The sequence below is a fragment of the Pontibacter fetidus genome (genome assembly GCF_010119545.1).
GTDB lineage: Bacteria > Bacteroidota > Bacteroidia > Cytophagales > Hymenobacteraceae > Pontibacter > Pontibacter fetidus.
In genome coordinates this window covers 67793-82574 of record NZ_JAAEAA010000018.1, presented here as the reverse complement: position 1 = coordinate 82574, position 14782 = coordinate 67793, and the positions used below count along the sequence as shown (strand labels likewise).

Genomic DNA, 14782 nt, shown 5'->3' with positions numbered 1-14782 from the left:
GTCCTGAATAACACCCCTATAATCCCCTCAAGGAGATAGTTCTCGGCAGAACTTAACGGCCCTGCCCTTTGAAGGGGGTAGGGGGATGATTACACAGGAGAAGAATCCTAAACTATAGTTTACCCCTCATTATCAATATCACGTCTGTATCACACCCACATTATACTGCTTCTCTATCGGGGCGTGGTTGGCCGCTTCTATCCCCATCGATATTACTTTGCGGGTTTCCAGCGGATCGATGATGCCATCTACCCATAAACGAGCGGCCGCGTAATAAGGTGACAGTTCTTCGTTATACTTTGCGGTAATGCGCTCCAGCAGTTCCTGCTCGGCTTCCGGGGTAATTTCTTCGCCTTTAGCTTTTAACGCTGATACTTGTATCTGAAGTAAAGTTTTAGCAGCGGCCGCACCACTCATAACAGCTAACTGTGCTGTTGGCCATGAGTAGATCAGGCGCGGATCGTAGGCTTTACCGCACATGGCATAGTTACCGGCCCCGTAGCTGTTACCAACTATAATCGTGAATTTAGGAACCACCGAGTTAGCCATAGCATTTACCATTTTGGCGCCGTCTTTTATAATACCGCCGTGTTCAGACTTGCTACCTACCATAAACCCGGACACATCCTGCAAAAACACCAGCGGAATTTTCTTCTGGTTGCAGTTCATAATAAAGCGGGCAGCTTTGTCAGCTGAGTCGGAGTAGATAACGCCACCCATCTGCATTTCGCCTTTTTTGCTTTTCACGATCTTGCGCTGGTTGGCAACTATACCAACTGCCCAGCCATCAATGCGCGCTAACCCACAGATCAGCGACTGGCCATATAGTTCTTTGTAAGGCTCAAACTCCGAGTTATCTACTAAACGGTTGATGATGTCCATCATGTCGTAAGGCTTCACGCGGTCAGAAGGGAGGATGCCGTAAATTTCCTGTTCATCCAGTTTAGGAGCAGCTGGCTCTACGCGGCTGAAGCCGGCTTTGGGGTTATCGCCTAGCTTATCGAAAATAGTGCGGATGTGGTCCAGCGCTTCTTTATCGTCTTTGCACTTATAGTCTGTTACGCCGGAAATCTCGCAATGCGTGGTTGCACCTCCCAACGTCTCATTATCTATAGTTTCGCCGATAGCAGATTTAACAAGGTAAGAACCACCTAAGAATACAGAACCGGTACCCTCAACTATAAGGGCTTCGTCGCTCATGATAGGCAGATACGCACCACCAGCCACGCAGCTTCCCATAATAGCAGCTATCTGCACAATGCCCATCGAGCTCATAACGGCGTTGTTGCGGAACATGCGGCCAAAGTGCTCTTTATCCGGGAAGATCTCATTCTGCATCGGCAGGAAAACACCAGCGCTATCCACCAGGTAAACAATTGGCAGTTTGTTTTCGATGGATATTTCCTGGGCACGAAGGTTTTTCTTGGCTGTGATCGGGAACCAGGCACCGGCTTTAACAGTGGCATCGTTGGCAACTATAACGCACTGGCGGCCTTTAATGTAACCAATACCTGTTACCACACCGCCACTCGGGCAGCCACCAACTTCAGGGTACATGCCTTCGCCGGCAAAAGCAGCTACTTCCAGAAATTCAGAATTTTCATCAATCAGGTAAGCAATGCGCTCTCGGGCTGTCATTTTGCCTTTTTCGTGCTCTTTGGCAATGCGCTTTTCGCCGCCACCCAGGTATACTTTCTTTAATTTAGTTTTAAGCTGATAGGTAAGCTGCTTTAAGGAGTCTTCGTTTTTGTTGAATTCGATATCCATTGAGGGTAGGGTTGAATTAAGGAACTGCTTACAAAGAAAAATCCGCCCCAGGAGCGGATTTCACAAATATACGATTTTATATAGCCTTATTCAGAATTTGTTGTATCTGGTTTCAGCGGAATTTTAAGCGTGTCGGGCACCGGCCTCCTGAACTCATCCGGGTTCTCGTCCTGCATTTCTTTTACCTCGTCCAGGGTTATTACGCGACCGGTAGCATCTACCTTATACTTATCTTTTCTGCCGATCAGCGAGAACTGCACATAGCGTTTCGGGTAAGCTTGTATGTCGCGCAGCAGCATGTTCAGGGCTTCGGTAGAGCGGGTCATGTTCTCATACAACGCATTATCATTCATCAGCTTGCCCATCGAGCCTTGGTTAGAATTTAGCTTGGCTACCGTCTGCTGCATTTCTACCACAGCCTTGTTGGCGTTATCTACCAGTTTATTTACCTCGGCCTGCTTCAGGGTATCGGTTATCTCGGCCATGTTCAGGGCCATACGGTCAATGTGGCGCTGTGTCTTTATCAGCGAGGCCATTAGCCGGTTGGTGTTAGCTGTTATTTCCTGTATGTTACCCTGGTTAGCCCGTAGCATCTGGTTAAGTGCTTCGGTGGTTGCCTGGGTGTTGGCCAGAATAAGCTGCAGGTTTTGTTTGGCTTCGCTGTCGAGCAGGCGGTTTACGCGGGCAAGGGTAGTGTCTACTTTATCAATTACCGGTACAGCTTTGGTCGTAAGCATGTCGGCTATACTTTTTTCGTTAAACGCAATCAGGCGCTCACCACCTTTATACATTTTTTTGCTGTTGCCTAAGTATAGCGTTATGGCTTTGCTGCCCAGCAGGTCCGAGCTGGCAAGTGCTGCTATCGTAGAGTCACCGATCTGTAGTTCCTCCCCTACCTCTATCTCTACCAGAATGTTATTATGCTCTTTAGGCATCAGCTTCAGCGTTTGTACCGACCCTACCTGCACGCCATTCAGCATTACGGGGTTAGAAGCAGTAAGGCCATCTACGTTATTATACACAACATAGTAGGTCCTGGTATCGGAGAAAAGGTCAGCTCCTTTAAGGAACATGAACCCAAAGTATAAGATCACAAGTGCTACTATACCAAGCAGCGCTACTTTTATTTCTTTAGATATTTTCACGAAGGGATTTTATGTGCTGTATTAGTTCATGGCTTCCAGTTCTTTCTTATAATCCTTGAAAGCACGATATATACCTGAAGCCATATACGATTGCCCCGTTTTATCGTTAAGAAATTTTTCTTCGGTAGGATTGGTAAGAAAACCGCACTCTATCAGCACACTAGGCATGTAAGATTTCCAGAGCACCAGAAAGCCGGCCTGTTTCACACCGCGGCTGCTGCGCCCTACTCTGTGTTTAAATTCGTTTTCTACTTTCTGGGCAAAGCGCAGGCTGTTATCCATGTAAGCGCTCTGGTGCAGGGTAAATAAAATATGGCTCTGTGGCGAGTTAGGGTCAAAGCCGCCATAGTTCTCTTTATAGTTGTCTTCGTGCAGAATTACCGAGTTCTCGCGTTTGGCTACATCCAGGTTACCTTTAGAGGTATGCAACCCCATAGAATAGGTTTCGGTGCCGTAGGCAGCAGCCGGCCCTGAATTTAGGTGGATAGAGATAAAAAGGTCGGCATTGTTTTTATTGGCTATGCCGGCGCGGTCTATTAGTTCAACAAACGTATCAGTTTTACGCGTATACACTACTTTAACGTCAGGCAGGTTAGTTTCTATAAGCTTACCTACCTGCAAAGCAAGGCTCAAAGCCACATCAGCTTCGTGCGACACTTTGCCATTACAACCATTATCTTTTCCACCGTGGCCGGCATCAATCACTACAGTGCGAACTTTGTAGTCTTTGCGGTACTCCAGCCTGTTGGATGAAAGCAGGAAGAATACAAGGGCTAAAACTGAAACAGTAACAATATTTCTCACAACGCTCGTTAGTTAAAAGCTAAAACAATAACTTTGTACAAATTAAATAAAAACTTTAGAGAAGTCTGAAGAAGTTGCGACACATTTTAATTTTTTCGCTGCTGCTGCAGCTTGCCGTACTTGCTCCCTTTTGGGCGTTAGCGCAGCGAACCCCTGCACGTAGTATACGCCCCGTAAAAACACCTCAGGATACAGTTAAAAGAGACTCGGTAACCCTGCCCGCCCCAAAAGGCGACATCGAGACGACAATCAAATATTCTGCCAGAGATTCTATCCAGCTCGAAGCAAACAACAAGGTAGTGCACCTGTACGGCGACGCCAAAATAAACTATGGCTCCATGACCCTGGAGGCTGCCTACATCCAGATCGATTACGAAAAAAACACCCTTACTGCCACCTCCGTTACCGACTCGTCGGGCAAAGATATTGGCGTACCGGTTTTTGTGGATGGTGCCGAAACCTATTCTGCCAAACGCATTGCCTATAACTATAAAACAAAACGCGGCCGCATTGCCGAAGTAGTAACGCAACAAGGCGAAGGTTTTATACATTCCGAAATTGTAAAAAAGAATGAAGCCAACGAGATTTTTGGGTTACATAACAAGTACACTACCTGCAACCTGGCGCACCCGCACTTTTACATCAACGCCGGCAAAATAAAAGCCATCCCGAATGATAAAGTCATGTCGGGGCCATTTAACCTGGTTATCGGCGATATTCCTACACCGTTGGGCTTCCTGTTCGGCTTGTTCCCGACGCCTAAGAACAATCGCTCGTCGGGGGTTATAGTTCCGAGCTTTGGTGAGAACTCGCTGCGCGGGTTTTACCTGATGAATGGTGGCTACTACCTGGCCCTGAACGACTACATTGGTGCCAGTATAACCGGCGATGTATACTCGCTGGGTGGTTACGACCTGCGCCTGAATGCCGACTATAACAAGCGTTACTCGTACCGGGGCAATTTTGGCATAGAGCATACCTACTTTAAGATTGATGAAGCAGATGTAGCGCGGTCCCGCTCAACAGGCGATATTTTTGACCAGATACCGGATTCGAGGAGAACCATTTTTGTGCGATGGTCGCATAGCCCGGTGCAGAAACCAGGCAAAGGACGCTTTACGGCAAGTGTAAATGCCGGTAGCTCTATCCATAACCAGATAACAGGCAACACCCGCACTGCAGACAGGCTGGCCGCATCGTTCAACTCCAGCATTTCATATCAGAAAAACATCCAGAATACTCCCTTTAGCTATACAGTTAAACTAAGCCAGGGCCAGAACCCGGATGGGCAGATGAATTTTGTATTGCCTGACATGAACTTCAGCATGTCGTCGATCAGCTTATACGAGGCCCTGACCAAGAACACACCTACCGGCCGCTGGTACGAAGGTATAACGGTTGGCTATAACGTAAATGCTAAAAGCACACTCTCAAACCGGACAGAAAGAACTGCTGCAAACTTTGGAGGCGTAGATGTAATTGGCGGCAACGACACCATCCGGGAAATCAGCCTGAACGATTTTACTACGCTTTGGGAAAATGGCCGCCGCTCTGCCACGCACAACTTCGACATTAACCTGGGCTCTTATAAGCTGTTTAAATACTTTACCCTTTCGCCGGGCGTAAATTACTCTGAGACCTGGACAGACAGAAAGTATACATTCAGATACGATCCGGATTCTAATGCATTGGATGTAGATACGGCAGGTTTTGGCCGTGTGTATGACTATAGCGCCAGCGCCTCGCTTAGTACCAACATTTACGGTACCATGTATGTGAAGGGCAAACGCGTAGAAGCCATCCGCCACATGATCAGGCCATCGGTTTCGTACATCTATAAACCAGACTTCGGGGATCCGTACTTCGGGTTTTACCAGAACCTGTATGTAGGCGAAAATACAAACGGGCAGCCACGCTACGAAATGCTGAGACGTTTTGACTCCGGGGTACCTGGTTTTGGACTACAAAGTGCGCTGAGCTTCGGCATTACCAACAACCTGGAAATGAAGGTGAAATCGAAGACAGATACGACAGGAAAGGCATTTGAAAAGGTAAGCCTCATCGATAACTTTGGCATACGGGGAGCCTACAACTTTGCAGCCGACTCCCTGAAAATGAGCCAGATAACCATGAACCTGAACACACGTCTGTTTAAAGTGGTGAACATCGGGTTTAACTCCAGCTTTACACCTTACGAGTCTGACTCGCTTGGCAGACCCGTTGACCGTTATTTGCTTAACGGACCTGGCTTTAAACCGGCGCGCCTGATTAATGCAGGCCTGCAGATCAGTACAAACCTAAACCCACAGGCACGCCGTACGCAAACATCAACACCAAATAATTTGCCTACGCTCACTCAAAAACCTAACCCGTTTGAGCCGGACTATGTAGATTTTAAAATTCCGTGGTCGCTGAACATTGATTATACCCTAAACTTTACCCGTGGCTTAGGCAGTAACCCAAACACTATAGCCAATACTGTAGGTGTAGATGGCGATGTAAGCCTGACCGATAAATGGAAGATTGGTTATTACGCTTCGTATGATATTATTGAGCAGGAACTATCCAGCGCACGCTTAAACATTCACCGAGACCTGCACTGCTGGGATATGAGCATCAGCTGGACACCGTTTGGTTACATTAGAGGTTATAACCTGACTATAAGTGCCAGATCAGCACTGCTCCGCGACCTTAAACTCACAAAAAGATCCTCTACATCAGGTATAAACTTCAGATAAAGCAGAACAGCCGCCCACGGGTGGCTGTTATTGTTTCTAAAGTTTTATAGTTTTACAAAAAAATCACGCAATACCATGTCAGTACAGAAAAAAAGCGATGTAAAAGTAATCACCACGCACCAGTTGCAAAACATGAAGGAGCGCGGCGAAAAGATATCGATGCTAACGGCCTACGACTTTTCCATGGCTTCTATTCTGGATGCTGCCGGGATTGATGTGTTGTTGGTTGGCGACTCTGCCTCTAATGTAATGGCCGGCCACGAAACCACCTTACCCATAACGCTGGATCAGATGATCTACCATGCGCAGTCGGTGGTGCGTGCTGTAAAGAGGGCGTTTGTAGTGGTGGATATGCCCTTTGGGTCATACCAGGGCAATTCTTCAGAGGCGCTTCGTTCGGCCATCCGTATCATGAAAGAGTCTGGTGGGCATGGCGTAAAACTGGAAGGTGGCGCTGAAATTAAAGAATCTATTACGCGTATACTTAGCGCTGGCGTTCCGGTGATGGGCCACCTGGGCTTAACGCCGCAATCAATCTATAAATTTGGTACTTACACGGTTCGTGCTAAAGAAGAAGCCGAGGCACAGAAACTGATTGAAGATGCTCAGTTGCTACAGGAGCTTGGATGCTTTGCTATAGTGTTGGAGAAAATTCCTTCTGAACTGGCTAAACGCGTTGCTGAAAACCTACATATTCCGATTATTGGTATAGGTGCTGGTCCGCATGTAGATGGACAGGTGCTGGTGGTACATGACATGCTGGGCATAAACAAAGAATTTAAACCGCGTTTTCTTCGTCGCTACGCTGACCTGCACAGTATTATGACAGAAGCCGTGCAGAATTATGTGAAAGACGTTAAGAGCCGCGATTTTCCAACTGATCAGGAAGCATATTAATTAAGGAATAATGGTTAATGAGTAATGACTAATTATAGTTTGTTGCAAAGTAATCCTCATTCTATTAATCATTGTTCATTATTCATTACTCATTAAAAAGCCTATGGCTTTAAGTGTTCTGTTTGAGGATAACCATGTGCTGGCGGTGAACAAACCGGCAGGCTTGCTGGTACACGGCGACGAAACCGGCGACATAACCTTAGCTGACCTGGCTAAAGACTACATCAAGCACAAGTATAATAAGCCCGGCAATGTGTTTATAGGCGTAGTGCATCGCCTCGACCGCCCGGTGAGCGGTGTAGTGTTGTTAGCCAAAACATCTAAAGCATTAACCCGACTTAACGAATTTTTCAGAAGCAAGAAAACCCGGAAAATATACTGGGCTATAGTTCAGAATAAACCTGCACAGGAGAGCGGCTCGCTGGTGCACTGGCTTGTAAAAGATGCTTCTAAAAACGTTACGAAAGCTTACGCAAAAGAAAACCCTGCGGGCGCGAGGTCTGAACTCAACTATAAATTACTTGGTAACCAACAAGGCAAGTACCTGCTGGAAGTAAACCCGATTACCGGCCGGCCACACCAGATACGGGTACAGCTGGCCAGTATGCGCTGTCCTATAGTTGGCGATTTAAAGTATGGCGCCCCACAACCACTCCCCGATAAAAGTATTGCCCTGCACGCCCACACCCTGCATTTCGAGCACCCAACCTTGAAAACAACTATAACTATAACTGCTCCCCTACCTGCAGCCGCCGTCTGGAAGCCGTTTAGTTAATGAGTAATTGATAATGAGTAATGATTAATGAGAAGCAGGTGAAACTGCTATAATCATACTCTTCTATTACTTATACTATCATTACTTATTCATTACTCCTCATTAATCACTATTCATTATAAAAGTTGATCCTTATCAACTTTCTGAACTTTTATAGCGCTTTGTCTATTTTGATATAAATAACTGTCGTAATTTTGCAGTCATTTAGCAAGGTTATAGTTTATACCTGCTTATCAATTTATTAAAATATCAATTCTTCCGCTTTAATGGCTATCCTGATTTTCTTTTTAGTACACTGGTACCTATCCCTGTTTGTACAAACCTTTTTTCTGCACCGGTATGCAGCCCATAAGATGTTTACCATGAACCCGTTTTGGGAGAAAGCGTTTTACCTGCTGACCTATATCGCGCAAGGTTCTTCTTTTTTATCGCCGCGTGCTTATGCCATTTTGCACCGCATGCACCACGCTTTTTCTGACACAGAGCGCGACCCACACTCGCCGCATTACTCTAACAATGCCTTTACGATGATGTGGAAGACCAAAAATATTTACAACGATGTACTAAACAACCGCGTTGAGCCGGAGCGCAGATTTGATGGCAACTACCCGGTTTGGAATTTTATTGAAAAAGTAGGCGATTCTTACTTTTCGCGTATTGGTTGGGGTGTGCTTTATGTGCTGTTCTACATTCAGTTTGCTGAATTCTGGTGGATGTACCTGCTGCTGCCAATTCATTTCCTGATGGGTCCGGTACATGGCGCTATCGTAAACTGGAGCGGCCACAAATATGGTTACCAGAACTTCGATAACAACGACAAGTCACGCAACTCGCTGTTCTTCGATTTCCTGACAGGAGGCGAGCTATTCCAGAACAACCACCACAAACTGCCTAACCGCGTTAACTTTGGAGTAAAGTGGTGGGAAGTTGACCCAACCTGGCCTGTGATCTGGACGCTGAATAAATTGAGTATTATAAAACTGAAACCTGCTAAGGTAAAAGTGAAAGCATAATTATAAAGCCCTTCGGAAACGGAGGGCTTTTTTGTTTCCCTCGCCCCAGTCCACTCCTTTTAAAAAGTGCTCCTACCCCTAAAACAGGAGAGGAAGTCTTTGTCTGAATCAGGATTTGCAGGATTTTGAACCTAGCAGTGTGCACAGCTCCTGCTAGCGTCTGGGGCTTCACCTTGCTCCAGCTCTCTCCTATAAACAGGAGAGGGAGTTTTACTTACTATTTTATTTGTCATCCTGGAAGGATCTTGTGAGAAGATACGTTAAGCCTTCGCTATAACACACCCCTGCCCCTCTCAAGAGGGGAATTCTTTGCCTTTGCTATAGTTGAGGTTATAGTTCTATAGTTACAGACCAAGATCGGACAGGTCGCGACCTGTCCCTACGAAACTACAACCACGATAAATCTCAGAGCTTACCGGTGCAAGCTATAGTTAGTGGTGAATAGTAGAAAGATCACAGTCTTTGGATTGAGCGCCTCGAGAGGTTCCGGTGCCGCAAGGCATTGCGAGGAACGAGCAAAGGAAGCGAAAGCAGCGATCAAACCGAAGACGGGGCCTCCCGGCCGTGAGGGAGCCAAAGCTGAATTGAAACGATGGGTAGGTAAAGCTCCCAGGAATACAAATAGCTATGAAAAAAAAGGCTTGGTTCGAAGAGTTGAACCGCAAACTACAGGACACATAAGGTTTCTCACAGCTACGTTGGTTCTTTTCGACTCTCGTCTCAAGAATGCTCGAAATGACAAAAGTAGAACGATAGAATTCAGACTTCTCCTTGCTTCGAAATGACATAATACTATAAAACCAAAAACCGCCTGCTGTAACGTGTACAACAGGCGGCCTACTTTGGCTAAAAGTATGATTCTATTTAGCGTAGCTAATCGCTCTCATTTCGCGGATAACCGTGATCTTGATCTGACCAGGATATTGCATTTCCTTCTCGATCTTCTGCGAAATATCAAACGACAGCTGTGCTGCTTTTTCGTCTGATACATTATCAGCATCTACCATAATGCGCAGTTCACGGCCAGCCTGGATAGCATAGCACTGGTTAACGCCTTCAAAAGAGATAGCAGCTTCTTCCAGTTCTTTCAGACGCTTGATGTAGGACTCCATGATCTCGCGACGTGCACCTGGTCTTGAACCGGAAATAGCATCGCAAGCTTGAATAAGTGGAGAGATCATCGCTGTCATCTCGATCTCGTCGTGGTGGGCACCGATGGCGTTACAGATGTCCGGGTGCTCCTTGTATTTTTTGGCAAGCTCCATACCGATGATCGCGTGTGGCAGTTCCGGCTCGTCTGGAGTTACTTTACCAATATCGTGTAGTAAGCCGGCACGTTTCGCATGTTTCACGTTCAGGCCAAGCTCGGCAGCCATGGTAGCGCAAAGGTTAGCTACTTCGCGTGAGTGTTGTAGCAAGTTCTGGCCATAAGACGAACGGAAGCGCATACGGCCTACCATCTTTATAAGCTCCGGGTGCAGACCGTGGATACCTAAGTCAATGGCAGTACGTTCACCAATCTCAACAATCTCTTCTTCAATGTTCTTGCGTGTTTTGGCTACCACTTCCTCAATACGGGCCGGGTGAATACGACCATCAGCAACCAGGCGATGCAACGACAGACGTGCAATTTCGCGGCGAACCGGATCGAAACCAGAGATAATGATGGCTTCCGGAGTATCGTCAACTATAATTTCAACGCCGGTTGCAGCTTCAAGGGCACGGATGTTACGTCCTTCACGACCGATGATTTTACCTTTGATATCGTCGCTTTCGATGTTAAATACCGAAACGCAGTTCTCGATAGCATGCTCAGCAGCCGTGCGCTGAATGGTTTCGATAACGATCTTTTTGGCTTCTTTGGTAGCGGTAAGTTTAGCCTGGGCTACAATGTCTTTGATGTGCGAGGATGCCTGCGTGGTGGCTTCGCTTTTCAGGGCTTCAACCAGTTGCTCGCGGGCTTCAGATGCAGTTAAACCGGCAATTTTCTCCAGTTGGGCAACTACTTCTTTATGCTGGTTCTCTACCTCTTCCTTGCGCTTGTGCAGGTGCTCTAACTGTAAGTTAAGGGCTTCTTTTTCTTTGTTCAGTTCGTTTTCACGGCGCTTATTATCTTCCATCTGCTTGGTAACGTGCTGCTCACGCTGCTTTACCTTATTCTCATTCTGGATGATAATGTTTTTCTTCTTGTTTGACTCTTCTTCAAACTCAGATTTCAGCTTCAGGAATTTCTCCTTTGCCTCCAGCATGCGGTCTTTTTTGATGGCCTCAGCGTTTATCTCCGCTTCGCGAATAATAGCTTTAGCTTTCTGGCGTGCAGCTACCTCCTGCTGCTTGTATACCTTTTGCAGCAGCATACGCCCAATGTAAACGCCCACAGCGAGCGCCACCAGGGCAGTGATTAAAATTAATAGAATATCGGGCATGTTAACATGTTTTAAGGTGTATAAAACACATTAGCAGTCGCTGCAATAAGACGGGTTTAAAGCTGTTTATAGTTTACGAACATGGTAAAGGCCACCACTATAGTTTACTTAACCGAAGAAAGCAGGTCATCCAGCACGTTAAGCTGCTGGCCTACTTTAGAAAGGTGCTTGTTCTTGTCCTCCTCCAGTTTCAGTTTCTCTACCATGGTCTCAAATGCAACCATGGCCAGAAGGTCCTGCTTATCCTGGATACCGAACTGGTCTTTAAAGAACTTTAGTCGCTCGTTCAGCAACTTGCCTACCAAGCGAAGTCTTTCCTCTTCTTCTTCCTTTACCCGCATCGGATACTCGCGTTCTGCGATGCGAATCTTAATTGATAATTCACTCATCCGTTGCGTTGTTTATAGTTACTGCTCACCTTTTCTGCGCTGTATATCATATACTTTAGTCGCGCAGGTAAGCAATACACTTATCAATTTCTCTGATATATTCGTTTAGCTTGAGCTTTAACTCAGTCGAATTTGCAGGGTTTCCTGCTATCGTGTCTACAATTTTAACAATATTCTCCTGATTTTGAAAATTTTTTATTTGCTGATCTTTCTCGTCCAGCTGTGTTTCTAGGAGTTTTATTTCTTCGCGGGCACTACTTAGCTGTTGCTGCACATCTGCGTAGCGGCTAAGTAGTTTTCGCAGCTTATCTTCAATCTGCTGTAGATGTTGCAGTTGTGCTTCCTTTGCCATGGCTTATTTCCGGATAAAAGCTCCTAACTGTTTCTCAAATTGCTGCATCAGGCGTGTCATCGTGGAGTCAATTACTTTGTCGGTCAGGGTCTGCTGCTTGTCGAGTAAAGTAAAGCTGATAGCATAAGCTTTCTTGCCCTGCTCTATCTTATCGCCTTCGTACACGTCAAACACGTTCACGTCCTGCAGCAGCTTGCGCTCTGTTCTGAAAGCAATGTGCTTCACCTGGTCAAAGGTAACATTCTTATCCAATACCAAAGACAGGTCGCGGCGTACTTCCGGGAACTTTGGTAGCTCTTCAGCAGTCAGGTTGGCTTTATACTTCTTCAGCAGGTAATCCCAGTTCAGTTCGGCGTACCAAACCTGCTCCTTCACTTCCATAAACTTCGCTACACCCGCATCCACCGGACCAATCTCGGCAACTATAGTTCCGTTCTTCACATAGGATACACCTTGCTTCATGTATGGGTTTGGCTGCAGCGGCTGTGTTTCGTAGTCCGACGCATTCAGTTTGCGCAGCACGTTCTGCACTACAGCGGCCAGGTCATGGAAAGCCATTTTAGCACCCGGCTGTTTCCAGCTTTCGGCAGTCAGGTTGCCGGCCATGTATAGCGCCAGGCGGCGGCTTTCTTTGGTTGTGCCGTCTTCCTGTTGTTGGTAAATTTTGCCTAACTCAAATAATTTAAGGTCGCGCTGGCGGCGGTTAATGTTGCGGCGCAGCACTTCCAGCCCCGAAAACACCATGCTCTTGCGCAGTACATCCAGGTCTTCGGAGTTATAGTTTACCACGTTCACCAGGCCTGCCACTTCAGCGTCGCCGGCCGGTTTATAGTAGTTCGAGTTAGTAATAGAATTAGTGATGATCTCATGGAAACCGTTGTCGGCAATATAATCCATGATCGCGTCAGTCACATCTTCCGGGTAAGGCTTGGAGAAGCTGGCCATGTACGTAGTGCCCATGTGCTCGCTTACTTCAATGTTGTTGAAACCATAGATGCGTAGCACCTCTTCCACCACATCGGCTTCACGGGTAACATCTACTTTAAAAGGAGGCACAGACAGCTGCAGCTCCGTTTCAGTTTCGCCGTTCACTTCAATGCCCAGATCGGTAAGTATAGTTTTGATGCGCTCTGCACCGATATGCTGGCCAATAAGCTGGTGGGTGCGCTCAATGCTCAGGCTCAGTTCCGTGTTCTGGATCGTGTTAGGATAAACATCTACAATATCAGATGATATTATACCTCCGGCAATTTCCTGCATCAGCAATGCAGCACGCTTCAGAGCTGTAATCACCATATTCGGATCTGTACCACGCTCGAAACGGAACGATGCATCTGTTTTCAGGCCATGTACCATACCTGTGCGACGCACATAATCTGGAGAGAAGTAAGCGCTTTCTATAAATATAGTTGTAGTTGCTTCGGTTACCCCAGACTTTTTACCACCAAACACGCCGGCAACTGCCATTGGCTCTTCGGTGTTGCATATCATCAGGTCGTTAGCCTTCATTTTGCGCTCAACGTCATCCAGCGTTACAAAAGGTGTTCCTTCAGCTATAGTTTTAACTATAATTTTATTGCCTGCGATCTGGTCGGCATCGAACGCGTGCAGCGGCTGCCCCAGTTCGTGCAGCACATAGTTGGTAACATCAACGATGTTGTTGATTGGCGACAGGTCGATAGCGCGCAGTTTTTTCTGCAGCCATTCCGGCGACGGACCAACTTTTACACCCGTTATAGTTACACCAGCGTAGCGCGGACAAGCTTCCAGGTTCTCAACTTCTACAGCTATAGTTCGGCTGGTATTTTCAACTTTAAAAGCAGAAACATCAGGCAGCGTAGCAGGCGTTTTAAGTAGCGCCTGCAGGTCGCGGGCAACACCGTAATGCGATGCCGCATCGGCGCGGTTAGGCGTTAAGCCAATTTCAAACATCTCATCCGGGTTCAATCCGAAATACTCAGCAGCAGGCGTCCCGTTTGGCAGGTCCGTATCCAGCACCATAATACCGGCATGTGATGTACCAATACCAATCTCATCTTCCGCACAGATCATCCCTTCCGAAACTGCACCACGTATTTTAGATTTCTTGATCTTGAATGGTTCTCCACCAGTTGGGTAAAGCGTACTGTTTACGGTTGCCACTACCACTTTCTGGCCGGCTGCCACGTTTGGCGCGCCACACACGATCTGGCTCGGCTCCCCTGTTCCGATATCTACCGTAGTCAGGCTAAGTTTGTCAGCATCCGGGTGGCGTTCGCAGGTAAGCACTTCGCCTATCACAATGCCTTCCAGGCCACCTTTTACGGCTTCCAGTTTGTGTATTCCTTCTACTTCCAGGCCTGCGCCTGTCAGCAAAGCACCTACTTCTTCCGCGGTTTTATCTATATGAATCAGCTGTTTTAACCAGTCGAGTGAGATCAGCATGTCGTAATTTTTATTCTTTTATAGTTTAGCTCCTATTGTTAGAGCCAGTCAT

Annotated in this window: 11 protein-coding genes; 4 read left to right on the top strand and 7 right to left on the bottom strand. The window is 46.8% G+C overall.

What is annotated here, in order from left to right; translation table 11 throughout:
• Positions 1 to 138 precede the first annotated feature (138 nt).
• The 3 genes from GWO68_RS13955 to GWO68_RS13945 all read right to left on the bottom strand — a co-directional run bounded on the left by GWO68_RS13955 (position 139) and on the right by GWO68_RS13945 (position 3716).
• Complete coding sequence (locus GWO68_RS13955; protein ID WP_162347077.1) at positions 139 to 1767, bottom strand: acyl-CoA carboxylase subunit beta; 1629 nt, start codon at positions 1765 to 1767, stop codon at positions 139 to 141.
• Between the two features lie 86 nt (positions 1768 to 1853).
• Positions 1854 to 2912: an MlaD family protein gene (locus tag GWO68_RS13950; protein ID WP_162347076.1), complete on the bottom strand. Its 1059-nt coding sequence runs from the start codon at positions 2910 to 2912 to the stop codon at positions 1854 to 1856.
• A 21-nt stretch (positions 2913 to 2933) separates the two neighbouring features.
• Entirely contained in the window at positions 2934 to 3716 is a 783-nt protein-coding gene (locus GWO68_RS13945) for an N-acetylmuramoyl-L-alanine amidase family protein (protein ID WP_162347075.1), read from the bottom strand.
• A 74-nt stretch (positions 3717 to 3790) separates the two neighbouring features.
• Between GWO68_RS13945 and GWO68_RS13940 the strand changes: the two genes are divergently transcribed.
• From GWO68_RS13940 to GWO68_RS13925, 4 genes are all read left to right on the top strand, one after another.
• The gene (locus tag GWO68_RS13940) at positions 3791 to 6454 is read left to right on the top strand and encodes a putative LPS assembly protein LptD (RefSeq protein WP_162347074.1); all 2664 of its coding nucleotides are present in this window, start codon (positions 3791 to 3793) and stop codon (positions 6452 to 6454) included.
• Between the two features lie 75 nt (positions 6455 to 6529).
• Positions 6530 to 7351 (top strand): 3-methyl-2-oxobutanoate hydroxymethyltransferase, encoded by an 822-nt coding sequence (panB, locus tag GWO68_RS13935; protein WP_162347073.1) that lies wholly within the window; start codon positions 6530 to 6532, stop codon positions 7349 to 7351.
• A 103-nt stretch (positions 7352 to 7454) separates the two neighbouring features.
• Positions 7455 to 8126 carry an RluA family pseudouridine synthase gene (locus GWO68_RS13930; RefSeq protein ID WP_162347072.1) on the top strand — a complete coding sequence of 224 codons (672 nt, stop codon included), beginning with the start codon at positions 7455 to 7457 and terminating at the stop codon, positions 8124 to 8126.
• A 266-nt stretch (positions 8127 to 8392) separates the two neighbouring features.
• Complete coding sequence (locus tag GWO68_RS13925; RefSeq protein WP_162347071.1) at positions 8393 to 9139, top strand: acyl-CoA desaturase; 747 nt, start codon at positions 8393 to 8395, stop codon at positions 9137 to 9139.
• Between the two features lie 860 nt (positions 9140 to 9999).
• On the opposite strand, the gene rny is transcribed toward GWO68_RS13925, so the two are convergent.
• The 4 genes from rny to pheT form a co-directional block, all read right to left on the bottom strand.
• A complete protein-coding gene (gene rny, locus GWO68_RS13920) occupies positions 10000 to 11565 on the bottom strand; it encodes a ribonuclease Y (RefSeq protein ID WP_162347070.1) in 1566 nt (521 codons plus the stop codon).
• A gap of 104 nt (positions 11566 to 11669) precedes the next feature.
• Positions 11670 to 11954 (bottom strand): cell division protein ZapA, encoded by a 285-nt coding sequence (locus tag GWO68_RS13915; protein WP_162347069.1) that lies wholly within the window; start codon positions 11952 to 11954, stop codon positions 11670 to 11672.
• A gap of 55 nt (positions 11955 to 12009) precedes the next feature.
• On the bottom strand, positions 12010 to 12306 hold the full coding sequence (locus tag GWO68_RS13910) for a DUF4349 domain-containing protein (protein WP_162347068.1): 297 nt from the start codon (positions 12304 to 12306) through the stop codon (positions 12010 to 12012).
• Positions 12307 to 12309: 3 nt separating this feature from the next.
• Positions 12310 to 14730: a phenylalanine--tRNA ligase subunit beta gene (gene pheT / locus GWO68_RS13905; protein ID WP_162347067.1), complete on the bottom strand. Its 2421-nt coding sequence runs from the start codon at positions 14728 to 14730 to the stop codon at positions 12310 to 12312.
• Positions 14731 to 14782 lie beyond the last annotated feature (52 nt).